This window comes from Bradyrhizobium sp. Ghvi, from assembly GCF_900115265.1.
Taxonomy (GTDB): domain Bacteria; phylum Pseudomonadota; class Alphaproteobacteria; order Rhizobiales; family Xanthobacteraceae; genus Bradyrhizobium.
In genome coordinates this window covers 706,859-730,598 of sequence record NZ_FOVU01000002.1, presented here as the reverse complement: position 1 = coordinate 730,598, position 23,740 = coordinate 706,859, and the positions used below count along the sequence as shown (strand labels likewise).

Sequence of the window (23,740 nt, the reverse complement as noted above, 5' to 3'; positions counted from 1 at the left end):
GCGACGCAAGCTTACTCGGCGGCCTGCTTGACGGTGTCGCGCGCCTCGTGCTCCTCGTCGGCGCGTGCCTGGTTCTTGAACAGGTTCGAGAACTTGTCCAGATAGAGATAGACCACCGGGGTGGTGAACAGCGTCAGCGCCTGGCTGACGATCAGGCCACCGACCATGGCGTAGCCGAGCGGCTGACGGATCTCGGCGCCGGTGCCGTGGCCGAGCATCAGCGGCACGCCGCCGAGCAATGCTGCCATCGTCGTCATCATGATCGGGCGGAAGCGAAGCAGCGCGGCCTGGCGGATCGATTCCTCCGGTGTCTTGCGCTCGTCGCGCTCGGCGGCAATGGCGAAGTCGACCATCATGATGCCGTTCTTCTTCACGATGCCGATCAGCAGGATGATGCCGATCAACGCGATCAGGCTGAAATCGAATCCGGCGGCCATCAAGATCGCCAGCGCGCCGACGCCGGCCGAGGGCAGGGTCGACAGAATCGTGATCGGATGGATGTAGCTCTCGTAGAGGATGCCGAGGATCAGATAGACGACGACCAGTGCCGCCAGGATCAGGAGCGGCACGGTGCCGAGCGATTGCTGGAATGCCTGCGCGGTGCCCTGGAAACTCGAATTGAGAGTTGCCGGCGCACCGAGATCTGCCATCGCCTTCTGCACCGCCTGCGTCGCCTGGCCGAGCGCGGTGTCCGGGGCCAGGTTGAAGCTGATCGTGATCGCCGGGAACTGACCCTGGTGGCTGATCGAGAGCGGGCGGACCGGATCGGTGGTCCAGGTCGCAAACGTCGACAGCGGCACCTGGTCGCCGGTCAGCGGCGATTTCAGATAGAGCTTGTTCAGCGAATCCAGATTGCCTTGCATCTCCGGCAGGATTTCCAGGATCACCTTGTAGGTGTTGAGCTGTGTGAAATACTGCGTCACCTGCCGCTGGCCGAACGCGTCGTACAGCGTGTCGTCGATCAGCTGCGGCTGGATGCCGTAGCGCGAGGCGGTGTCGCGGTTGATCTTGAGCTGGACCGTGGTGCCCTGGGTCTGCTGGTCGGTCGCGACGTCGCGCAGCTCCGGCAGCGTCTGCATCTTGGCGAGAATTTTCGGCGCCCACTCGTTGAGCTCAGACAGGTCGGCATCCTGCAGCGTGAACTCGAACTGCGTGCGCGTCGGTCGGCCGCCGAGCCGGACGTCCTGGGCCGCCTGCATGTAAAGTCGGGCGCCCGGCACCTTTTCCAACTTGGGGCGGAGGCGTCCGATCACCTGCTGCGCCGAAGCGTCGCGGTCATTGCGGGGCTTCAACGTGATGAACAGATTGCCGTTGTTGCCGGCCCGCCCGCTGCCGCCGATTGCCATGGCGACGCTCGCGACGGCAGGATCTGCCTGTATGATCTTGGCGAGCGATTCCTGCCGGTCCTTCATGGCTGCGAAGGAAATGTCCTGCGAGGCTTCTGAGGTCGCGGTGATCAGGCCGTTGTCCTGCTGCGGGAAGAAGCCTTTCGGGATCAAGACGAAGAGGTAGACCGACAGCGCAAGGGTTGCGAAGAAAATGAGGAGCGTCGTGCGCTTCCAGCTCAGGGCGATATCGAGGATGTGCTCATAGCCGCGCAGCATCGCGTCAAAGGCGCGTTCGCTCCACTGATAGAAGCGGCCGTGCCGGACCTCTCCATGGGCGCGCAGGAAGCGCGACGCCATCATCGGGGTGAGCGTCAGCGAGACGATCATTGAGACGAAGATCGTCATCGCCAGCACGACGGCGAACTCGCGGAACAGACGGCCGATGATGCCACCCATCAGCAGCAGCGGGATCAGCACCGCGACCAGCGAGATACTGATCGAAACAATGGTGAAACCGATTTCCTTCGCGCCTCTGAAGGCGGCTGCCATCGGCGCTTCACCTTCCTCGACGTAGCGGGAGATGTTCTCGAGCATGACGATGGCGTCGTCGACCACGAAGCCGACCGCGATCGTCAGCGCCATCAGGGAGAGGTTATCCAGGGTGTAGCCGAACACCCACATGAGCGAGCAGGCGCCGAGCAGGGCGAGAGGCACTGTAATCGTCGGAATGACCGTCGCCCAGAAGCTGCGCAGGAAGATGAAGATGACCATGACCACCAGGAAGATGGTCAGGAGCAGCGTGAACTGGACGTCCTCGACCGCGGCCCGAATGGTCTGGGTTCGGTCGCTCATCAGCTCGATCTTGATCGCCGGCGGGATCGCCGCCACGAGGCGGGGCAAGGTCGCCTTGATCTTGTCTACGGTTTCGATGACGTTCGCGCCGGGCTGCTTGAACACTACCAGGAAGACGCCGCGTTTGCCATTCGCCCAGGCCGCCTGTTTGGCGTCCTCGGGGCCTGTGACGGCCTGGCCGACGTCGCGGATGCGCAGTGGACCGCCGTTGCGATAGGCGATGATGACGTCGTTCCAGTCCTTCGACTGCGTGAGTTGGTCGTTGGCGTAGATCGTATAAGCGCGCTTCTCGCCGTCGATGTTGCCCTTGGGGCTATCGACGGTCGTGATCCCGATCTGGCTCCGCACGTCCTCCAGTGACAAGCCCTTGGCGACGAGCTTGGCGGGGTCGATCTGGATCCGGATGGCCGGCTTCTGCTGACCGCCGATAATGACCTGTGCGACACCGGAGATCTGACTGATCTGCTGGGCAAGCTGCGCATCGACCGCGTCGCTGACGCTGGTCAGAGGCAACGTCTCGGAGGTGGCGGACAGAAGCAGAATCGGAGAGTCCGCAGGGTTGACCTTGCGATAGGTCGGCGGCGAGGGCAGGTTCTTCGGCAACTGGCCGCTGGCAGCGTTGATCGCGCCCTGTACGTCGTTCGCCGCCCCGTCGATGCTGCGGTTGAGATCGAACTGGATGGTGACCGACGCGGTGCCCAGATAGCTCGTCGAGGTCATCTGGGCGATGCCGGGTATTTGCGCAAATTGCCGCTCCAGCGGCTGCGCCACGGACGATGCCATGGTCTCCGGGCTGCCGCCCGGCAGATTGGCCGTGACCTGGATGGTCGGGAAGTCCACCTGCGGCAGCGGCGCGACCGGCAGCAGGGGATAGGCGACGAGACCGACAAAGAGAATGCCGGCCATCAGCAGCGACGTGCCGATGGGATAACGGATGAAAGGTGCCGAAATCCCGCCTTCGGTCATTCCTGCTGAACCTTGTTCTTTTGGACCGGATCCGAACTCGCCACGGTTGTCGAGACGAGGCTGCCGGGCTGCACCTTGTACTGACCGCCGGTGATGACTTGCTGACCGGTGCTCAATCCTTCCTCGACAACCGAACGTCCGTCGATGGAGTAACTGACCTTGATCTTGCGCACTTCGGCCTTGTTGTCCGGGCTGACGGTATAAGCGTAGAGACCATTGGTCGAATGCTGGACCGCGTCATCGGGAACGATGGTCGCATCCTTCAACGTCCGGACCAGCAGGCGCGTCGACACCGATTGTCCCGGCCACAGCGTGTGCTCTCGGTTGTCGAACACCGCCTTGAGCCTGATAGTCCCGCTGGTCGTATCGACCTGGTTGTTGATGACGGCGAGCTTGCCTTCGGCCAGCGTCTTCTTGCCGTCGGTGGTGAATGCGATCACCTTGAGCTCGCCGGACTTCTGGCCCTCGCTGATATAGGGCAGCTGGTCCTCCGGCGCGGTGAAGATCACGGTGATCGGCTCGACCTGCGCAATGGTGACGACGCCGGTCTGGGACGAGGCGTTGACGATGTTGCCGATGTCGACCTGACGCAGGCCGGCGACGCCGGTGATCGGCGATTTGACCTGGGTGTAGTCGAGCTGGGTCTGGGCGTTGGCGATCGCGGCTTCGTCGGCGGCGATTTGCGCGGTGAGCTGGGCAACGGTGGAGCGCTGCGTGTCGGTCTGCTGCCGCGTCGCGAATTCACCAAGTTTGGTGTAGCGCTGAAGATCGAGATTGGCGTTGGCGAGATTGGCCTCGTCCTGCGCCTTCTTGGCCTTGGCTTGATCAAGCGCGGCCTGGAACGGGCGCGGATCGATCTCGACCAGGAGATCGCCTTGCTTGACCATCTGGCCTTCGGTGAAGGCGATCTTGTCGATCTGGCCGTCGACCCGGGTCCGAACTTGTACGGTGTTGAAGCCCTGCACGGTGCCGAGGCCGGTCAGGTAGACCGGGAAGTCCGCCTTCTCGACCGGCGAGATGCTGACGGGCACGGCGACGACCCGCGGCGCGCCCGTCTGCGCAGTCTGGGTTTTCGCGGCCTCAGATGTTGAGAATCGCTTCCAGCCGTAATAGCCGCCACCGGCCACGGCTGCGATGATGACAATCCAGAGGACCGGCCGTGACTTTTTCATATGTGAGCGTATCGGCTTGTATGCCCAAAACAACGAATTGTGGGGCTACCAAAGGGTTCCAGCACGGCTTGTATAATACACGCCAAGTTCCAGTGTAAACAGCACTATCCGTTGAGAATCCTAAACAATTGGAAAGCTTTGCACCCCGTAGGCACGCGGGTAACGCGGCGGTGTGCAGGCTGCATTTTGCTGGTCTGAGCGGGGAGCGTGCAAAGGATGGGCAACGCTCGCGGACAGCGTGGTCGAGGCTGCGCGCGAGCGAGCGGCTCGGTACCCGAGGTGGGCGGGTTCAGCGTCGGCAGAATGGTTCTAAACCGCCCGGGCGGCGTTTCGGTTGTCAGCAAAATCAGCCTCGTCCATATCAGCGCCGCCATATCAGGAGTGCGGAATGGACGAGTTGAACGGCAAGCTGATCGCGTGTCAGATTCTGATCACGGGATTGATCGCGCGCGTCGCCAATGAGCAGCGCGATCCCTTGCGCTTCCTCACCGACTTTCGCGATGAGATCAAAGCCGTCGTTGGCGGCGTCAACATTGCCGGCATGGACGATACCGATCGGGTGCGTGCAACCGCGCAGCGCACCGTGGATGAATTGTTCTCGCTGATGAAGCCGCCGAGCAGCGACTGACGGCTGCGCGAGATTGATGCGGATGCAGCTCGCCAACGTCGCGCATCAGACGATCGACAAGAACCGGACCATGAAGTCTACGCGCAGAACTGCAGATTAGAACGCTTACAAACTCGGGTTTAGAATCGTTTTGATCTGGATGGATTCAAGGTCGCTATTGCCGCGACTGCGTTGACCCTCATTGCTTCGCTCGATACGAGCAGCGTGTTGCATTCTCACATTGCGACAAACTGCAGAAATGGAATGGGGCGTAGGATGGGTATGACAAGGGCTCCGCGGTCGTTGCGGTCGATCGCGGCACGTCAAGCATTGGTCGGCAATTTCGATGGCGCGGCCGGCAAGACTGTTTCCACAGTCGCAAGCTTGATTGCAGTCGCGTCCGTCTCGAGCGGAGCACAGGCGCAGCAAACGAATCTGCCCGCCGTGAACGTCGACGCGCCGAAAGAGCGGCTGCGCTCCGCTGCTGCGAAGCCGACGCCGGACCAGATCCGTGCCCGCAATGCGCTGCGTCGCGCCGCGCAGCAACGTCAACAGGCCACGCAGACGCCGGTAGAGCCTGCCAGCGCGCCTGCGGCCGATCGCAATCCCTATGCGGACCCCGCCGCGCCCTACAAGGTCGATCACGTCCAGGCCGGTGGCAAATTCCCTGAGAAGCTGGTCGACACGCCGAAATCGATCACAGTGCTCAGCAAGGAAGTACTCGAGGACAAGGGCGCCACGACGCTGAAGCAGGCCATTCTCAGCACGGCCGGCGTGACGCTCGGCACGGGCGAGGGCGGTAACGCCTTCGGTGACCGCTTCTTCATCCGCGGTTTCGACGCCCGCAACGACGTCTTCATCGACGGGGTGCGCGATTCCGGCGTCAGCGTGCGCGAGAACTTCTTCACCGAGCAGGTGGAGATCTTGCGCGGTCCCGCATCATCTTTCGCGGGCCGCGGCACGGCCGGTGGGGCCATCAATATTGTCACCAAGCAGGCCGCGACGGAGAAGAGCTTCTACAACATGGACACCACGTTTGGCACGGACCAGACCAAACGTGTCACGCTCGATGTCAACCAGGTGATCAATCCCACGCTCGCCGTTCGTGCTGGCGGCCTGTTCCAGGATGCCGACGTGGCAGGGCGGGCCCGGGTCAAGGACAATCGCGATGGCGCGTTCGTCGCCACGACCTGGAAACCGACCGATGCGATCAAGATATCAGGCAATTATATCCACACCGAGCTGACGGGTATTCCCGATTTCGGCGTGCCGTATTATCGGCCGAGCACGGCCTCGACAGCAGGCGGTCCGTTCCCGGATTTCGGCGTCAACCGAACCAATTTCTATGGCTTCGTCAACCGCGACTTCTACAGGACAGGCCAGGACATCGGCACGATCAATGCGGAAGTCCAGATCACTCCCGATCTGCTGCTCACCAACAAGATCCGTGAATCGCATTCGACGCAGAACTACATCGGCACACTGCCGGAATCCCCGACGCTGGCAGCTGGCGCTCCGTTCACGGCTTACACGGTAAGTGCAAACCCGCAGAGCCGCTATCAGGCCACCGATGTGTTCGCCAATCAGACGGAAGCGACCTACAAGTTCGACGACTATGCCGGCTTTAAGCACACGCTGCTTGCAGGCATTGAATACGACAACGAGCGATCGTCGATCGACAGTTACACAGGGCTTGGCTCGGAGATCACGACCGGGACGACGCCTTTCACCGGGTCGGGATCGACATCCGGCGTCAGCGTCTTTTATCCGCAAGCCACCGACAATCCGTTCCCGGTTCCGGGAGGTCTCACCGGCAGGCCGACCAAGATCGGAATTGAGACCGTCAGCGGCTATGTGATGGACAGCGCGAACTATCGCGACGTCCTCATCCTGAATGGTGGCTTCCGCTACGACAATTACAGCGTCAAGACGTCGGCTTACACGGCGGCTGGCGCCTTCGGCCAGCAGTCCGCTGAATTCCTGGTTCCGGATTACAATCTCGGCCTGACGTTGAAGCCGCTGCCCAACGGCAGCGTCTATGTCGCCTACGCGACCTCGGCGAACCCGGTTGGCTCGGAGTTCGATGGCACCAGCACGGCCTACGGCGGCATCAACCCGAATCTTGCCGGCGGCAACAACCAGATCTTCGGTCCCGAGAAGAACAAGGCCATCGAACTCGGCACCAAGTGGGAGTTGTTCGATCGTCACCTGCTCTTGACCGCAGCGCTGTTCCAGACGACGAAGGAAAACGCGCGTGAGGCGCAGAACGTCGGCAGCACGGCCGCAGCTGCCGCGCTTGGCTGCACCTACGCTCCCGTGGCGCCTGCAACGACCGTCTCTTGTATTACTGCTGGCGCAGCCTACCGCGTCCGTGGCATCGATCTCGGCGTCGGCGGCAAGATCACGGACAAGTGGAGCGTTTTCGGCGGTCTCGTGCTGATGCAGTCCGAGGTGACGAAGTCGCTGGCGCCGCCGGCGAACAGCACACTCTACGCGTCCAATGTGGGCCGGCCTCTCGCGAATATCGCGCACCAGTCCTTTAGCCTGCTTTCGAAATACCAGCTCAACGACACGTGGGAGCTGGGCGGGCAGGCGGTATACCGTTCGAAGATCTACGGCGGCACTTTGCTCGCGGCCAACCAGGGCACGTCGATTCCGAGCTATTGGCGGTTCGACGCGTTCGCGGAAGCGAAGATCAACAAGAACTGGCAGTTGAAGCTGTTCGTCAACAACATCTTCGACAAGCGCTACTACGACGCGCTGTACCAGAGCGCGGCGCCCTTCGTGCTGGAAGCACCAGGCCGCGCCGCCTATCTGGTTCTGTCCGCGCGCTACTGACGGAGACATGACGAGGTGCCATGCTGACATGTATTGAAGGCGTCCTGAGCAAGGATGATGTGGCGGAATTCCGCCGCATCATGGACGCTAGCGAATGGGAAGACGGCCGTTCCACGGCGGGCGCGCAGTCAGCCATGGTCAAGCGCAATGAACAATTGCCGCCGGACAGCGAGGTCGCGCGCAAGCTCGGCAACCGCATCATCTCGGCGCTGACGGCGAACCCGCGATTTTTGGCGGCCGCAATCCCGCTCCAGATCTTTCCGCCGCTGTTCAACCGCTATGCGGCCAGCAGCGGCCACCATTTCGGCCTGCACGTCGATAACGCCATCCGCGGCGACCGCCTGACCGGCCTTCGCATCCGCACCGATCTGTCGGTCACGCTGTTCCTCAGCGAGCCCGAGGACTATGACGGTGGCGAACTTGTGATCGAGGACACCTACGGTTCGCACGAAGTCAAGTTGCCAGCCGGGGACTGCGTGCTTTATCCCTCGACCAGCCTGCATCTGGTCACGCCGGTGACAAGGGGGGCGCGGGTTGCGTCTTTCTTCTGGCTCCAGAGCATGATACGGGACGATCAAGCCCGCAGCATGATCTTCGACCTCGACACCGCCATTCAGGCGCTGGTGGCACGTCTCGGGCGTGACGATCCCGAAACGGTCAAATTGACGGGTATCTATCACAACCTCATTCGCACCTGGGCCGACGTATGAAGCTGACATCTTTCCAAGCAAGCCTCGCTGCCGCCGTGCTGCTGACGGCCACCTGGCTCGCGGTTCCCGTTTCTGCCCAGACACAAACCCAGCCGGCGCCGGCTCGGCCTGCCGCGGCACCAGCCCCCGTGCCGGCACAGCCGGCTGCCGCCGTCACCACCCCGCCAGCTCCGATTGCAGCGCCTGCGCCGACGACTGCGGCACCCGCGGCGGCTGCGCCCGTGGCCGCGGCGCCCAGCAGGCCCGCGACCGAGGCTGCCGTGGCTCCGGTATCAGAGGCGGGCAGCGCTGCGCCAAAGGCCGGCATCGCGCCGGCCATGAAGGAACTGTCGCCCTGGGTGATGTTCATGTCGGCCGACGTCATCGTGAAGGCGGTGATGATCGGGCTGGCTTTTGCTTCGCTCGTGACCTGGACGGTCTTCATTGCGAAATCGATCGAGCTGTCGTTCGCTTCCGCCAAGCTTCGGTCGGCGCTAAAGAAAATCGCGGACGTTCGCTCGCTCGCCGAAGCCCAGATGGCGCTCGGCACCAAGGAGGGCATCCTGCCGTCCTTCCTGACGGCAGCGCTGCGCGAGGCGCGGATGTCGGCCGGCCTGTCCAGCGACAGCGGCATCAAGGAGCGTGCGGCGTCCAGCTTCGCCGAGATTGTGCGCGCCGAGCAGCGCCGCATCCGCATCGGCATGGGCTTCCTCGCGACCATCGGCTCGACGTCGCCCTTCGTCGGCCTATTCGGCACGGTGTGGGGCATCATGAACAGCTTTATCGGTATCTCGAAGTCGCAGACGACGAATCTTGCTGTGGTCGCGCCCGGCATCGCCGAGGCGCTGCTCGCCACCGCCATCGGACTCGTCGCCGCCATCCCCGCCGTCATCATCTACAATCACTTCTCGCGCGTGACGAAGGGCTATCTCGAGCTCGTCAGCCGCGCCTCGGGCGCAGCGGCGCGGCTGTTGTCGCGCGATCTCGATCGTAGCCACGGCAGCGCGCATTCGCGCGCGGCGGAGTAGGCCATGGCAGTCTCGCTCACGGACAATGATGACGACGACGATTTCTCCGAGACGCATGACATCAACGTCACGCCGTTCATCGACGTCATCCTGGTGCTGCTAATCATCTTCATGGTCGCAGCTCCGTTGTCGACAGTCGATCTGCCGATCGACCTGCCGACGTCGAGCGCGACGCCGCAGAAGAAGCCGGACAAGCCGACCTATGTCAGCATCAAGCCCGACTTGACGCTGGCAATCGGCGAAAACGCAGTCAAGCGGACCGACCTCGTCAGCTCGCTCGACGCCGTCGCCGACATGAGCAAGGACAAATACGTGTTCCTGCGCGCCGACAAGGCCGTGCCTTACGGCGAGTTGATGGGCGTCATGGAAATTCTGCGGGCCGGCGGCTATTCTCGGATCAAGCTGGTGGCGCTGGAAGCACCTCCTGCGGCGGCTGGCCCGGCGCAAGGGGCGGTCCAACCCTGACGGCGGCGCGATGTCCGACCCTGTAATCGACCCGAAACCATCCCGGCGGCTGTGGATCCTGGCCGCTATTGCCGCAATCGGCCTGCATCTCGGCGGGGCTGCGCTGGCGCTTGCCAACCTCCGCACCGATGACGGCGACGATGGCCTTGGCGCCAACGGGGCGGAATACGCCGTCGAAATGACCTCGCCAAAACTCCCCGAGACGGACCTGCCGGCTGGCCCGGACAGCGAAGCCTCGCAGTACCAGCCGCAGCAGACGCAGCAGCAGGCCGAGGTGAAAGAGACCGACCTGCCGAAGGAAACACCTCAGGAAGCCGAAGACCCCGACCGCCTCGTCACCGAGAACGACTCCAAGAAGCCGGTCGAGGACACCACCAAGGTGGCCAAGGTCGAAACCCAGGCTGTCGAGGAAATGCCGAACGCGCAGGAATCGGCGCGGCAGGCCTTGGACGAGAACGCGCGCGAGGATGAGAAAGCCGCTGCTCCGCATCAGGGCATCGGCAAGGACGTTCGCAAGCTGACGGCTGAATGGGGCAAGCGCATCAGCGCCTATTTCGAGATTCATAAGCGCTATCCCAAGGACAAGAGCAAGACGACGACGGTCAAACTCAGCCTGGTTCTCAACCGCCGCGGCAATGTCGTCTCTGTCGATGTGGCGGAGTCCTCGGGCGATCCCGTGTTCGACGAGGCGGCCATCTCGATGGTGCGCCGCTCGGATCCCGTGCCTGCCCCGCCGGCCGGGCTGAAGGAGGATCAGTTCGCCTTCAGCCTGCCGGTGAATTTCAAGAAGCCGAAATAACCGCCCGGCCTGTCAGCCCCAGTAGAACTTGATCCCGACGTAGACCACCACCAGGCAGGCGAAGATCAGCGCGACCGGCAGGGGGCGTTTCTGGGTTCCGCCAAACGTGGTCGTCCCGAACATGGCAGTCTTCTTCGGTTTGGGCGCCGGGCGGCGGAAAGCGGTAACATTATCCCTCGTGGGTTCGGCCGGCCGGCTGCGGACGTCGGGCGGGTTCCCGGCGCCGCCCATCTCCAGATAGTAGGACTTGTAGACTTCGGCGATCGTCGCCTCGGAGGCCTCCCCCTCGCTCATCCGCTCGAGCAGCTTCTTGTAGCCGTCGAGGAAGCCCTGTGCATCCGGAGGCAGCGCCGACAAGCCATTCAGCTTGGCCATCATCTTCCAGGTGGCGAAATCAGCGCGGGCACGGGTGTCGGCGCGTCGCGCGATCAGCATATCGGCAGCTTTGACCAAGTTGGCCTCTAGCCCTTCGGCGTTGTCTTCAAGTGCAGGATCTCAAAGTACAGGTTATCGGCACTGTACCTTCAACTACGCGTTGCCGGTCACGAAGAGAACAGCTTGAATCACATAACCGGTCAACGTCCGCAGTATTGCTGAAATAACATCAAGATTTAGACCGAACTGGGAACCAGCGAGCGGCAGCAGGATCAGAAGACCGATCAGAATTATCATGCCGAACGGCTCGAGCCGCGCCAGCGGCAAGGCGAGGGGTCGCGGCAACAGCCCGACCGCGACGCGCCCGCCGTCGAGCGGCGGAATCGGCATCATGTTGAAGACCGCCAGCACGGCGTTGATCAGCAGCGCATTCTTGAGATTGTCAAAAATCCATTGCGCTGAACCTGCCGGCGCCAACGGCAAAGCGTGGAGGGCAAGGCCAGCGACCAGCGCCAGCAGGATGTTGGTGATGGGACCGGCCAGGGCGACCCAGACCATGTCCAGCTTCGGATTGTTGAGGTTACGAAAATTCACCGGCACGGGCTTGGCGTAGCCGAACAGGAACGGTGAATGCGCAAACAGCAGCATCGCCGGCAGGATCAGAGTGCCGAACGGATCGATGTGCCTGACAGGGTTGAAGCTGACGCGGCCGAGCTGCCAGGCGGTGTTGTCGCCGAGCCGGTGCGCGACGAAGCCGTGCGCGGCCTCGTGGAAGGTGATGGCGAGCACCAATGGCAGCACCCACACCGAAAGATCATAGAAGGAAATGTTCACGTCGCGCGTTCCGATTTTGCCTGTCGCCTTGCAGACGACCTGGCCAATCTGGCGGTGCAGCAACGCTTCAGATCAACATAGGGTGGCCGGTCCCGAAATGCCACGCTGCAAATAATCGACCTCACGCCGGAATCGCCGACTCGTATTGCGTCAGTCCATCGTCGAGCTTCAACCAGGCGAGCTTTTCCGAGACCCAGATGTGCTCGGTCGGCGCGAAGGCGTTGCGGTCGTCGAAGGTCGCGAGCGCCACGCCGGCCAGGGTGCCGTTGCGCCGCCAGGCAAACAGCCGCGTGCCGCAGGTCTTGCAGAACACGCGGTCGATGTTTTCGGACGAGGCATAGCGGCCGGTGTCGCCCGTGACGGTCAGCGCTTTCTGGTCGAATTGGGCGCGGGCGAAGTAGGGTGACCCCATTGCCTTCTGGCAGATGCGGCAATGACAGATGCGCACGTTCAGCGGCTCGCCCTCCGCCTTGAACCGCACCGCGCCGCACAGGCATCCGCCTTCCCGGATCATGGCTGTCTCAATAGGTTGCGCGCCCGCCGGAGATGTCGAACACCGCACCGGTCGAGAACGCGCAGTCCTCGGATGCAAGCCAGGCTGCCATCGCGGCGAGCTCTTCCACCAGCACGAACCGCGCCTTCGGGATTTTCGACAGCATGAAATCGATATGCTGCTGCGTCATCTGGTCGAAGATCGCGGTTTTTGCCGCTGCCGGCGTCACCGCATTGACGAGAATGTCGTGCGCAGCGAGCTCCTTGCCGAGCGACTTCGTCAGCGCGATCAGGCCGGCCTTGGAGGCCGAATAGTGCGCGGCGTTCGGATTGCCTTCCTTGCCGGCGATCGAGGCGATGTTCACGATGCGCCCGTATTTCTGCTTGAGCATCACAGGCACGATCGCCTTGCAGACGATGAAGGGGCCGTCGAGGTTGATGCGCAGCACCTTGCGCCATTCCTCGAGATCGGTTTCCCAGACCGGCTTGTTGATGCCGGCGATACCGGCATTGTTGACGAGGATGTCGATCTTGCCGAACGCGGCCAAAGTCGCATCGCGCGCCTCTTCGACGCCGGCGCTGTCAGTGACGTCGACGTTGAAGACTTTGGTGTTGTCGCCAATTTCCTTGGCGGTCTTCTCGGCCAGCGCGGCATCGAAATCCCAGATCGCGACCTTGGCGCCGGAGGCGACGAAGCGCTCGGTGATGGCGCGGCCAAAGCCCTGCGCGCCGCCGGTGACGACGGCAACGCGGCCGTTGAGATCGATCTGGTTCATGCCGGGGCCCGTGGCGTCAGAGCATGTAGCCGCCGTCGACAACGAGGTCGACGCCGGTGGTGAAGGCGCTCTCGTCGCTGCCGAGATAGACCGCCATGGCTGCGATCTCGTCGGCGGTGCCGAGCCGGCCCATTTTCTGGCGGGAGATGAACATCTCCTTGCCTTGCGGCCCTTGCGCGGCGGCGCGGTCGAGCATCGAGGGGGTCTCGACGGTGCCGGGGCAGATCGAGTTGCAACGGATGCCCTTGGTGATGAAGTCGAGCGCGACCGCGCGCGTCAGCAGCGACACCGCGGCCTTCGAGGAGCTGTAGACGTAACGGTTTGCCGGCGGTCGCAGCGCGGCGCACGAGGAGATGTTGACGATGCTGCCGCCGCCACCCGCGATCATGTCGGGAAGGAAGGCCTTGATGGTCCGGTGCATCGACTTGACATTGAGGTCGAACGAGAAATCGAAATCCTCCTCCGAGCATTCCAGGATGGTGCCGTGGTGCACGAAGCCGGCCGCATTGAGCAGGATGTCGATCTTGCCGACGCGCTTGGCAAAGGCATTGACGTCGGCGGTGTTGCGGACATCGAGCTTTGCGACCTCGGCGATGCCTTCCTTGGTCAGACCGGCGATCCCGGCCTCGTTGATGTCGGTTGCGATGACGGTCGCACCTTCACGCGCAAATGCGAGGGCGCAGGCGCGGCCGATGCCCGCGGCTGCAGCCGTGATGACGGCGCGCTTGCCCTTGAGTCGGTCTGCCATTTTCTTGTTCTCCCTTTGAATCGGTCATTCCGGGGCGCGCCTCTCGGCGCGAGCCAGGAATCCATTGTGCGGTGAAGTCGGTGGCTTGATGGATTCCGGGCTCGCGACTGCGTCGCGCCCCGGAATGACAGTGCTAGTGATTGTCCCGCGGCACGCCAAACGCGGAAGCGACGTTCTGGTAGCGCGTGGCAAGCTCGATGCACCCGCCGGTCGACTGCTGGCCAACGGTGTTGCGATAGATCTCCTGCCACGGGGTCTGGTTCGGCGGATGCTTGAAGCCGCCGGCGGCCTTGAGCTCGGCGTGGCGCTTTTTCAGCTCCTCGTCCGAGATCAGGATGTTAGCGCTGCCCTTGTTGAGGTCGATGCGGACCTTGTCGCCGGTCTTGAGCACGGCGAGCCCACCATTGGCGGCGGCTTCCGGCGAGGCGTTCAGGATCGAGGGCGAGCCCGAGGTGCCGGACTGGCGGCCGTCGCCGATGCAGGGCAGGGACAGGATGCCGCGCTTGATCAGGGCCGCCGGCGGCTGCATGTTCACGACCTCGGCGCCGCCGGGGTAGCCGATCGGTCCGGTGCCGCGGATGAACAGCACGCAGCGCTCGTCGATGTCGAGCGAGGCATCGTCGATCCGCGCGTGATAGTCCTCCGGACCCTCGAATACGATGGCACGGCCCTCGAAGGCGTTGAGGTCCTTCGGATTGCTCAAATAGCGGTCGCGGAATTCCTTGGAGATCACGCTGGTCTTCATGATCGCCGAATCGAACAGATTGCCCTTCAGCACCAGGAAGCCGGCGTCTTTCACCAGGGGCTTGTCGTAAGCCCAGATCACGTCGTTGTCGGGGGCGGGCGCATTCTTGCAGTTCTCGCCGATGCCCCGGCCGTTCACCGTGACCGCGTCCTCATGGATGCGCTTGTGCTTCATCAGTTCGCGCACCACTGCCGGCACGCCGCCGGCGCGGTGGAATTCCTCGCCGAGATAGAAGCCGGCCGGCTGCATGTTGACGAGCAGCGGCACGTCATGGCCGAATTTCTGCCAGTCCTCGATCGTGAGCTCCACGCCGATATGGCGGGCGAGCGCGTTGATGTGGATCGGCGCGTTGGTCGAGCCGCCGATCGCCGAGTTGATGACGATGCAGTTCTCGAACGCCTTGCGGGTCAGGATGTCTGACGGCTTGAGGTCCTCCCACACCATCTCGACGATGCGTTTTCCCGTCTCGTAAGCGATCTGGCCGCGTTCGCGGTAGGGCGCGGGGATGGCCGCGCAGCCCGGCAGCGAGAAGCCGAGGGCTTCGGCAAGCCCGTTCATGGTCGAGGCCGTGCCCATGGTGTTGCAATGGCCGACGGAGGGGGCCGAGGAGGCCACGATCTCCATGAACTCTTCATAGTCGATTTCGCCGGCGGCGAGCCGCTCGCGCGACTTCCACACGATGGTGCCGGAGCCGGTGCGCTCGCCGTTGTGCCAGCCGTTGAGCATCGGGCCGCCCGACAGCACGATCGCGGGCAGATTGACGGTCGCGGCCGCCATCATGCAGGCCGGCGTGGTCTTGTCGCAGCCGGTGGTCAGCACCACGCCGTCGAGTGGATAGCCATAGAGCACCTCGACGAGGCCGAGATAGGCAAGGTTGCGGTCGAGTGCTGCGGTTGGGCGCTTGCCGGTCTCCTGGATCGGGTGGGTTGGGAATTCCATCGCAATGCCGCCGGCCTCGCGGATGCCCTCGCGGACGCGGTGGGCCAGCTCGAGGTGATGGCGGTTGCACGGAGAGAGGTCGTTACCGGTCTGGGCGATGCCGATGATCGGCTTGCCGGACTGCAGTTCGGCGCGGGTGAGGCCGAAGTTCAGATAGCGCTCCATGTAGAGCGCAGTCATGCCCGGATTGTGCGGGTTGTTGAACCATTCCTGCGAGCGAAGGTGGCGGCGGGTGCCATTGCCGGCGGGCGCATGCCCATTGGTTGGCTTTTTTGTCATTGGATTCTCCTTCAATGCAAACGCACGGGCCGACGTCCGGGACGTCGATCGGTGCGCTGCCCGGCAGCGCGAGCAGGTAACAACGGCCCGCCTGCTGGCGAACGTTTCCTCACAATTGCGATACTACTCATGGGTCGTTGGTAACGCTATCATTTTGTGCGACCGACGACCATTCGCCTGCGCGCGGGCCGGCGGCGGGCCGCGGCGTCTGCGAACTCTGTCGCTCGATCACGGCAAAGCCGAGATCGAGCACGGGCTGCTCCGGGCGCTTGCCGTCGATCGCCTCGATCAGCATCGCGGCAGCCGTGCTGCCCATCTCGTAACGGTTGGTCCGCACGCTCGTCAGCGTCGGCACCGAGGAGGCCATGAATTCGAGATCGTTGAAGCCGACAATCGCGATCTGCTCGGGGACGGCGATCTCCCGGCGCCGGCACTCGAAGAGAACGCCGAGCGCGAGGTCGTCATTGGCGCAGAACACCGCATCGATATCGCTCTCGCGCGCGATCAGATCGGCGAACAGCGCGCAGCCGAGCGTCACCGAAGTCGGCGTCGCCGTCGTCACGATCAGTCTTTGATCGTAGAGATCCGCCTCCTTCATGGCTGCGACATAGCCGTCGAGCCGGCGCTGCACCCGTGGGTCCATGCGTGCGCCGACGAAGCCGACCCTGCGATGACCTTGCTCGAACAGATGCGCAATCGCTGCGCGGGCCGCATCATAATGGGAAAAGCCGATCATCATGTCGACGGGGTTGGGCCCGATCTCCATGATCTGGACGATCGGACAGTCGGCCGCCTCCAGCATCGCGCGCGATTCCGCGGTCTGGTCGATGCCCGTGACGATCAGTCCCGCCGGCTTCTGCGCCAGAAACAGGCGCAGCAGCTTCTCCTCCTGGAGAACACTGTAACGTGTGTTGGATAGCTGGATCGAGTAGCGGCTGCCTTCGGAGGCGTCATAGATGCCGCGCAGCACATCGGAGAACACGTTGTTGGTCAGTGATGGAATCAAGACACCGATCACCTCGGTGCGCTGCGAAGCCAGCGCGCGTGCCGCAAGATTGGGCACATAGCCGAGCTCCCGGGCCGCACTTTCGACCCGCGTCCGCTTGGCGACCGACAGCGCCTCGGGATTACGGAAGAAGCGGGACGCCGTGATCGGGCTGACGCCGGCGAGCTCGGCGACTTCCGCCAGCCGAATCTTGCCAGACTTGGTGCGCTTTCGTCCCATTTGTTGCTCTTAACACAGTCACTCCCGCAAACAAAGGAACGTTGACAGCGCTACCAGCAACGACTAACCAAAGACCAAATTGCCAAACCCGCACAAACTGCCGACAATGTTGCCCGTTAAAAGGGGCTTCGGATCGGCGAAGTTCAGAAAAAACAAGACGGTGGCGGCGCTGCGCCGTCTAAGTCGAAGGAGGGAGCTAGATGTCGTCTGTGCAAATCCGCGACGTGCGGAAATCGTTCGGCAATTTTGAAGTCCTGCACGGCGTGTCGATCCCGATCGAGGACGGTCAGTTCGTCGTCCTGGTCGGCCCCTCCGGCTGCGGCAAGTCGACGCTTCTGCGCATGCTCGCGGGCCTTGAGAACATCACCTCCGGCACGATCTCGATCGGCGACCGCGTCGTCAACAATGTCCAGCCGAAGGAGCGGGACATTGCGATGGTGTTCCAGAACTACGCGCTCTATCCGCACATGACGGTCGCCGAGAACATGGGCTTCTCGCTGAAGCTGCGGAATGCCGGCTCCGACGAGATCAACAAGCGTGTCAAGCGCGCGGCCGAGATCCTCGCGCTGTCGCCGCTGCTCGATCGCTATCCGCGACAGCTCTCCGGCGGCCAGCGCCAGCGCGTTGCCATGGGCCGCGCCATCGTGCGCGATCCCCAGGTGTTCCTGTTCGACGAGCCCTTGTCGAACCTCGATGCCAAGCTGCGCGTCGCCATGCGCACCGAGATCAAGGAACTGCACCAGCGGCTCAAAACCACGACCGTCTACGTCACGCATGACCAGATCGAGGCCATGACCATGGCCGACAAGATCGTGGTGATGCATGACGGCATCGTCGAGCAGATGGGCACACCGCTCGAGCTCTACGACAAGCCGGAGAACCAGTTCGTCGCCGGTTTCATCGGCTCGCCAGCGATGAATTTCCTCAAAGGGCACGTGCGGGTGAATGGCGTTGCGACCTTCGAGGGTCCGAACGGCGTCAAGCTGCCGCTCAAATCCGCGCCGGCGGGCTCCGACGGCCGCCCCGCGGTCTACGGCGTGCGGCCCGAGCATTTCACCATTGCCGATGACGGCGCCGAGGCCGAGATCGTCGTGGTCGAGCCGACCGGCTCGGAGACGCAGGTGTTCGCCAAGGTCGGCGGTGAGCAGGTCGTCGCGGTATTCCGCGAGCGTCACCAGTTCAACCCGGGCGACAAGGTGCGGCTGAAGCCCGACCCGTCGGTCGTTCATCTGTTTGACGAGGCGACAGGTAAACGCATGTAGCTGCGTGATTTAACTTTAGACGGCCAATTACAATAAAATTCAGGGAGAGAACGATGAGCGATTTCGACAGGCGCAGTGTGCTTAAAGCCGGCCTGGGCGGCGCAGCCTTGCTGGCTGGCCCGGGCATCGTCCCGGTCCGGGCTGCGGAGTGGACCAACACGCCGGAGCCGAATGCCTCCATCCGCGTGCTGCGCTGGAAGCAGTTCATCCAGGCCGAGTTCGATAAGTTCGCCGAGCAGACCAAGAAGTTCTCCGAGAAGACCGGCGTCAAGGTGAAGCTGGAAGCCGAGAGCTGGGAGGACATCCGTCCCAAGGCGGCGGTCGCTGCCAATGTCGGCGCCGGTCCCGACCTCATCATCGGCACGCTCGACGACCCTCACAAGTTCCCGGAAAAGCTGATCGACGTCACCGACGTCGCCCAATATCTCGGGGCCCAGTATGGCGGCTGGTATCCGGTTGCCGAGAAGTACGGCAAGAAGGGCAATGGCTGGATCGCGATTCCGCAAGGCGCGACCGGTGGTTGCCTGAACTACCGCATCAGCCACGTCAAAGCTGCGGGCTTCGACCAATTCCCCAAGGACACCGACGGCTTCCTCAAGCTCTGCCAGGCGCTGAAGAAGAACAACACCCCGGCGGGCTTTGCGCTCGGTCATGCCACGGGCGACGCCAACGGCTGGTGCCAATGGGCGCTGTGGGCGTTCGGCGGCAAGGTCGTCAACGAGAAGAACGAGGTCGTGCTCGATTCTCCGGAGACGATTGCGGCCCTGGAATACGTCAAACAGCTCTATGCGACGTTCATCCCCGGCGTGCTGTCATGGAACGACTCGAACAACAACAAGGCCTTCCTCAACGGCGAGATCAGTCTCACCCTGAACGGCATCTCGATCTGGACCGTCGGCAAGAACTCCCCTGATCCCAAGCAGCAGGAGATCGCCAAGGACATGGACCACGCGCCGATGCCGATCGGCCCCGTGGGCAAGCCGACCGAGCAGCAGAACGTCCTGGTCTACTACGGCTACAAGCACTCGAAGTATCCGAAGGCGGTCAAGGAATACATCAAGTTCATGATGGACAAGGAGAACTACGACGCCTGGGAGGTCGCCTCCAACGGCTACGTCTCGCCGCCGCTCCCGGCCTACAACGACAACCCGGTCTGGACCTCCGATCCCAAGATCACGCCGTACCGCGACTGCCTCAAGCGCTGCCTGGACAACGGCTATGCCGGCGATCTCGGCTACGCCTCGGCCGCCGTCATGGGCGACTTCGTCGTGGTCGACATGTTCGCCGAAGCCGCTTCCGGCTCGGCCACGCCGCAGGAAGCCGCCAAGCGCGCCGCCGAGCGCGCCAAGCGCTACTACCAAGTCTGATTCGCGTGCGGCGGCGTCCAGTTCGCTGGGCGCCGCCGTCGTCGTTCTCTAGGGGAGTCCGACATGGCCGTTATTGCCGAGCCCGTTGCAGCGCAGGTCAAGCGCAGCAGCCTGTGGAGCAGGGCGTTCGAAAGCCGAAATTTTCTCGGTGCCATGTTCATGGTGCCGGCGATCGCCATCCTGATCCTGTTCCTGGCTTACCCGCTGGCGCTCGGCTTCTGGCTCGGCATGACCGACACCAAGATCGGCGGTGTCGGCCGCTTCATCGGCTTTCAGAACTTCGTCTCGCTGTCCAAGGACTCGGTGTTCTGGCTGTCGGTGTTCAACACCATTTTCTACACGGTGTTCGCCAGCGTCGTGAAGTTCGCGATCGGACTCTACCTGGCCCTGCTGCTCAACGAGCGGCTGCCGTTCAAGTCGATGATGCGCGCCATCGTGCTGTTGCCTTTCGTGGTCCCGACCGTGCTGTCGGCGATCGCCTTCTGGTGGATCTATGACAGCCAGTTCTCGATCATCTCCTGGGTGCTGATCAAAGCGGGCCTCTTGAATCACTACATCGATTTCCTCGGCGATCCCTGGAATGCGCGCTGGTCGGTCGTGCTCGCCAATATCTGGCGCGGCGTGCCCTTTGTCGCGATCACGTTGCTGGCGGGATTGCAGACCATCTCGCCATCGCTCTACGAGGCCGCAAACCTCGACGGCGCCACCAACATGCAGCGCTTCCGTCATATCACGCTGCCGATGCTGTCGCCGATCATCGCTGTGGTGATGACGTTCTCGGTGCTGATGACCTTCACCGACTTCCAGCTGATCTACACGATCACGCGCGGCGGGCCGATCAACGCCACGCATCTGATGGCGACGCTGTCGTTCCAGCGCGCCATCACCGGCGGCAATCTCGGCGAGGGCGCGGCGATCTCGAATGCGATGATCCCGTTCCTGGTCGCCGCGATCCTGCTCAGCTTCTTCGGGCTTCAGCGCTCTCGCTGGCAGCAGGGCGGGAGGGACTGACGATGAGCACCGTAGAAGACCAAAGCGTCGGAATGGATTACCTGGAAAGCTTCCCGCGGAAGTTTCTCCGGGTCTACCTCCCGCTCGGCCTGATCATCTTCTTCCTGCTGTTTCCGTTCTACTGGATGGCGGTGACGACGTTCAAACCCGATGCGGAGATGTACGATTACGAGAAGTACAATCCTTTCTTGATCGCGCATCCGACGCTGGAGCACATCAAGAAGCTGTTCTTCGAAACCGACTATCCGCTGTGGATGTGGAACACCGTCATCGTCTCGGTGTCCTCGACCTTCATCTCGCTGTTTGCCAGTGTCTGCGCGGCCTACGCGATCGAGCGCCTGCGCTACAAGGGCTCGCGCTATGTCGGCCTTGCGATCTTCCTCGGTTATCTCGTCCCGCCCTCGATCCTGTTCATTCCGCTGGCGGCGATCGTGTTCCAGCTCGGCCTGTTCGACGGCAATCTGGCGCTGATCCTGACCTATCCAACCTTCCTGATCCCGTTCTGCACCTGGCTGCTGATGGGCTATTTCCGCACCATTCCCTACGAGCTGGAGGAATGCGCGCTGATCGACGGGGCGACGCGGCTGCAGATCCTGGTCAAGATCACGTTGCCGCTGTCGCTCCCGGGGGTGATCTCGGCCGGCATCTTCGCCTTCACCCTGTCCTGGAACGAGTTCATCTACGCGCTGACCTTCATCTCCTCGTCGGAGAACAAGACCATTCCGGTCGGCGCCATCACCGAACTCGTCAATGGCGACGTCTATCATTGGGGCGCGCTGATGGCGGCGGCCCTGACCGGCTCGGTGCCCGTAGTTATCCTTTATTCCTTCTTCGTAGAGTACTATGTGTCGGCGATGACCGGCGCCGTGAAGGAGTGACCAGCGGGGCCTGCCTGGGAATGCGCCAACACGTTTCAAGAGCGGCGCGTTCCGGCCAATAAGAAGGAGTAGGCTCTTGCACATTCTGGTTCTGGGCGCCGCCGGCATGGTTGGCCGCAAATTGTGTGAACGGCTGTTGCGCGACGGCCGGCTCGGCAAGAGCGACATCACCAAGCTGACCATGCATGACGTGGTCGAGCCCAAGAAGCCGGAGAAGGCCGGTTTTGCCGTCGAAACCGTCTCGGGCGATTTCGCTGTGCCGGGGGCGGCCGAGAAGCTGATTGCCGGTCGTCCCGACGTGATCTTCCATCTCGCTGCGATCGTCTCGGGCGAAGCCGAGCTCGATTTCGACAAAGGTTATCGCATCAACCTCGACGGCACGCGGATGCTGCTCGACGCCGTCAGGCTCGTGGGCGGCGGCTACAAGCCGCGCGTCGTGTTCACGTCCTCGATCGCGGTGTTCGGCGCGCCGTTCCCGGACGCGATCGGAGACGAATTCTTCCACACCCCGCTCTTGAGCTACGGTACCCAGAAGGCGATCGGCGAACTGCTGCTGGCCGATTATTCCCGTCGCGGCTTTCTCGACGGCATCGGCATCCGCCTGCCGACGATTTGCATCCGGCCCGGCCTGCCCAACAAGGCGGCATCGGGCTTTTTCTCCAACATCTTGCGTGAGCCGCTGGCCGGCAAGGAGGCGATTCTCCCGGTGTCCGAGGACGTCCGCCACTGGCACGCCACGCCGCGCTCGGCCGTCGGCTTCCTGCTGCACGCCGGCACCATGGACCTCGCGACCGTCGGTCCGCGCCGTAACCTGACGATGCCCGGCCTGTCCGCGACGGTCGGCGAGCAGATCGCGGCCCTGAAGCGCGTTGCCGGCGAGAAGGTCGCCGCCCGGATCAAGCGGGAGCCGGATCCCTTCATCGTCGGGATTGTCGGCGGCTGGCCACGCAACTTCAACCCGAAGCGGGCGCTCGAGCTCGGCTTCACCACCGCCGAGAAGAATTTCGACGATATCATCCGCATTCACATCGAAGACGAGCTCGGCGGCAATTTCGTCGCCTGAGTTGTCAGATGAACAGCGTGGATATGGCGATGGCGAGCGTGGCTTGCATCGGCGAATGCATGGTCGAGCTCCGGCAGGCTCAAGGTGGGCAGGCCGGGCAGGGCGGTGGCCTGTATTCGCGCGGCTTCGGCGGCGATACCCTCAACACGGCGGTCTACCTGGCGCGGCTCGAGGTCAAGGTCGACTATCTCACGGCGCTCGGCGATGACGCACTGAGCGAGGAGATGATCGCGGCCTGGAATGCCGAGGGCGTCGGGACACGGCGCGTGGTGCGGTTGCCGGGCAAGCTTCCCGGCCTTTACATGATCCAGACCGATGCCAAGGGCGAGCGCCAGTTCTTCCACTGGCGCGACAGCGCGGCGGCGCGGCAGCTGATGAGCCTGCCGGAGACGGACGAACTGCTCAACTCGCTGATGAGTTACGACATCGTCTATCTCTCCGCGATCACGCTCTCGATCTACGACGCCCCCGGGCGCGAGCGGCTGTTCGCGGCGATCAAGCGCGCGCGTCTGCTCGGCACCCGTTTCGTGTTCGATACCAATTTTCGCGCGCGCGGCTGGCCGGATCGAAACGTCGCGCGTGAGGTGTTTGCTGCGGCCTTTGCCGCCGCCGATATAGTGCTGACCTCGACCGAAGACCTGCTCGCCCTCTATCCCGGCGAGAGCCCCGAGCAATTGATGGCGCGCATCCCGACCCCGGAGCTGGTGTTCCGGCTCGCCGAGCCGGTGAGCCTGTTACGCTTCCCGGGCGGCTCGAGCGAAGTCCGCGCCGAACCCATGAGCAAACCGGTCGTTGACACCACGGCGGCGGGCGACAGCTTTGCCGCTGCCTATATCGCCGCCCGGCTCGGCGATTCCGATCCAGTCGAGGCCGCCCAGGCAGGCCATCGCCTTGCCAGTCTCGTGATCTGCTATCCCGGCGCCATCATTCCGGGGTATGCCATGCCGCCGAGGAAGCGTCACCGGCCAGCCACCACGCGTCAGGCCACCAAGTGAAACGAAA

21 protein-coding genes are annotated in these 23,740 nt (G+C 63.1%); 12 read left to right on the top strand and 9 right to left on the bottom strand.

Annotated elements, in window-relative coordinates; genetic code table 11:
* Positions 1 to 11: 11 nt before the first annotated feature.
* On the bottom strand, positions 12 to 3,146 hold the full coding sequence (locus tag BM374_RS10260; protein ID WP_092291483.1) for a multidrug efflux RND transporter permease subunit: 3,135 nt from the start codon (positions 3,144 to 3,146) through the stop codon (positions 12 to 14).
* Positions 3,143 to 4,318 carry an efflux RND transporter periplasmic adaptor subunit gene (locus BM374_RS10255; RefSeq protein WP_092291481.1) on the bottom strand — a complete coding sequence of 392 codons (1,176 nt, stop codon included), beginning with the start codon at positions 4,316 to 4,318 and terminating at the stop codon, positions 3,143 to 3,145. Before BM374_RS10255 ends, BM374_RS10260 begins: the two co-directional genes overlap by 4 nt.
* Positions 4,319 to 4,706: 388 nt before the next feature.
* Here BM374_RS10255 and BM374_RS10250 point away from each other — a divergent pair, with 388 nt between their 5' ends.
* The 6 genes from BM374_RS10250 (at position 4,707) to BM374_RS10225 (ending at position 10,744) form a co-directional block, all read left to right on the top strand.
* Positions 4,707 to 4,946, top strand: a complete 240-nt coding sequence (locus BM374_RS10250; protein WP_092291479.1) for a hypothetical protein — start codon at positions 4,707 to 4,709, stop codon at positions 4,944 to 4,946.
* Between the two features lie 255 nt (positions 4,947 to 5,201).
* A complete protein-coding gene (locus BM374_RS10245; protein WP_092291477.1) occupies positions 5,202 to 7,763 on the top strand; it encodes a TonB-dependent receptor in 2,562 nt (853 codons plus the stop codon).
* Between the two features lie 20 nt (positions 7,764 to 7,783).
* Positions 7,784 to 8,473: a Fe2+-dependent dioxygenase gene (locus tag BM374_RS10240; RefSeq protein ID WP_092291475.1), complete on the top strand. Its 690-nt coding sequence runs from the start codon at positions 7,784 to 7,786 to the stop codon at positions 8,471 to 8,473.
* The gene (gene exbB, locus BM374_RS10235; protein WP_092291473.1) at positions 8,470 to 9,480 is read left to right on the top strand and encodes a tonB-system energizer ExbB; all 1,011 of its coding nucleotides are present in this window, start codon (positions 8,470 to 8,472) and stop codon (positions 9,478 to 9,480) included. Before BM374_RS10240 ends, exbB begins: the two co-directional genes overlap by 4 nt.
* A gap of 3 nt (positions 9,481 to 9,483) precedes the next feature.
* A complete protein-coding gene (gene exbD, locus BM374_RS10230) occupies positions 9,484 to 9,945 on the top strand; it encodes a TonB system transport protein ExbD (protein WP_092291471.1) in 462 nt (153 codons plus the stop codon).
* Between the two features lie 10 nt (positions 9,946 to 9,955).
* Positions 9,956 to 10,744 (top strand): TonB family protein, encoded by a 789-nt coding sequence (locus BM374_RS10225; protein ID WP_092291469.1) that lies wholly within the window; start codon positions 9,956 to 9,958, stop codon positions 10,742 to 10,744.
* 12 nt (positions 10,745 to 10,756) lie between these two features.
* Here BM374_RS10225 and BM374_RS10220 read toward each other — a convergent pair whose 3' ends face one another.
* From BM374_RS10220 to gntR, 7 genes are all read right to left on the bottom strand, one after another.
* Entirely contained in the window at positions 10,757 to 11,179 is a 423-nt protein-coding gene (locus tag BM374_RS10220) for a hypothetical protein (RefSeq protein WP_092291942.1), read from the bottom strand.
* Positions 11,180 to 11,272: 93 nt separating this feature from the next.
* Positions 11,273 to 11,953 (bottom strand): site-2 protease family protein, encoded by a 681-nt coding sequence (locus tag BM374_RS10215; RefSeq protein WP_092291940.1) that lies wholly within the window; start codon positions 11,951 to 11,953, stop codon positions 11,273 to 11,275.
* Between the two features lie 121 nt (positions 11,954 to 12,074).
* Complete coding sequence (locus BM374_RS10210) at positions 12,075 to 12,467, bottom strand: GFA family protein (RefSeq protein ID WP_092291467.1); 393 nt, start codon at positions 12,465 to 12,467, stop codon at positions 12,075 to 12,077.
* A gap of 7 nt (positions 12,468 to 12,474) precedes the next feature.
* Complete coding sequence (locus tag BM374_RS10205; protein WP_092291465.1) at positions 12,475 to 13,221, bottom strand: SDR family NAD(P)-dependent oxidoreductase; 747 nt, start codon at positions 13,219 to 13,221, stop codon at positions 12,475 to 12,477.
* Between the two features lie 16 nt (positions 13,222 to 13,237).
* Positions 13,238 to 13,969, bottom strand: a complete 732-nt coding sequence (locus tag BM374_RS10200; protein WP_092291463.1) for an SDR family oxidoreductase — start codon at positions 13,967 to 13,969, stop codon at positions 13,238 to 13,240.
* A gap of 133 nt (positions 13,970 to 14,102) precedes the next feature.
* Entirely contained in the window at positions 14,103 to 15,932 is a 1,830-nt protein-coding gene (locus BM374_RS10195) for an IlvD/Edd family dehydratase (protein WP_092291461.1), read from the bottom strand.
* Positions 15,933 to 16,059: 127 nt separating this feature from the next.
* Positions 16,060 to 17,157, bottom strand: coding sequence for an HTH-type transcriptional regulator GntR (gene gntR / locus BM374_RS10190; protein WP_177248201.1), 1,098 nt, complete (start codon positions 17,155 to 17,157; stop codon positions 16,060 to 16,062).
* Between the two features lie 200 nt (positions 17,158 to 17,357).
* Here gntR and BM374_RS10185 point away from each other — a divergent pair, with 200 nt between their 5' ends.
* The 6 genes from BM374_RS10185 (at position 17,358) to BM374_RS10160 (ending at position 23,733) form a co-directional block, all read left to right on the top strand.
* On the top strand, positions 17,358 to 18,419 hold the full coding sequence (locus BM374_RS10185; protein ID WP_092291459.1) for an ABC transporter ATP-binding protein: 1,062 nt from the start codon (positions 17,358 to 17,360) through the stop codon (positions 18,417 to 18,419).
* Positions 18,420 to 18,472: 53 nt separating this feature from the next.
* Positions 18,473 to 19,786 carry an ABC transporter substrate-binding protein gene (locus BM374_RS10180; protein ID WP_092291457.1) on the top strand — a complete coding sequence of 438 codons (1,314 nt, stop codon included), beginning with the start codon at positions 18,473 to 18,475 and terminating at the stop codon, positions 19,784 to 19,786.
* 63 nt (positions 19,787 to 19,849) lie between these two features.
* Entirely contained in the window at positions 19,850 to 20,797 is a 948-nt protein-coding gene (locus BM374_RS10175; protein ID WP_092291455.1) for a carbohydrate ABC transporter permease, read from the top strand.
* 2 nt (positions 20,798 to 20,799) lie between these two features.
* Positions 20,800 to 21,675 (top strand): carbohydrate ABC transporter permease, encoded by an 876-nt coding sequence (locus BM374_RS10170; RefSeq protein ID WP_092291453.1) that lies wholly within the window; start codon positions 20,800 to 20,802, stop codon positions 21,673 to 21,675.
* A 76-nt stretch (positions 21,676 to 21,751) separates the two neighbouring features.
* Positions 21,752 to 22,738, top strand: coding sequence for a D-erythronate dehydrogenase (gene denD / locus BM374_RS10165; protein WP_092291451.1), 987 nt, complete (start codon positions 21,752 to 21,754; stop codon positions 22,736 to 22,738).
* 29 nt (positions 22,739 to 22,767) lie between these two features.
* A complete protein-coding gene (locus tag BM374_RS10160; protein ID WP_177248231.1) occupies positions 22,768 to 23,733 on the top strand; it encodes a sugar kinase in 966 nt (321 codons plus the stop codon).
* Positions 23,734 to 23,740 lie beyond the last annotated feature (7 nt).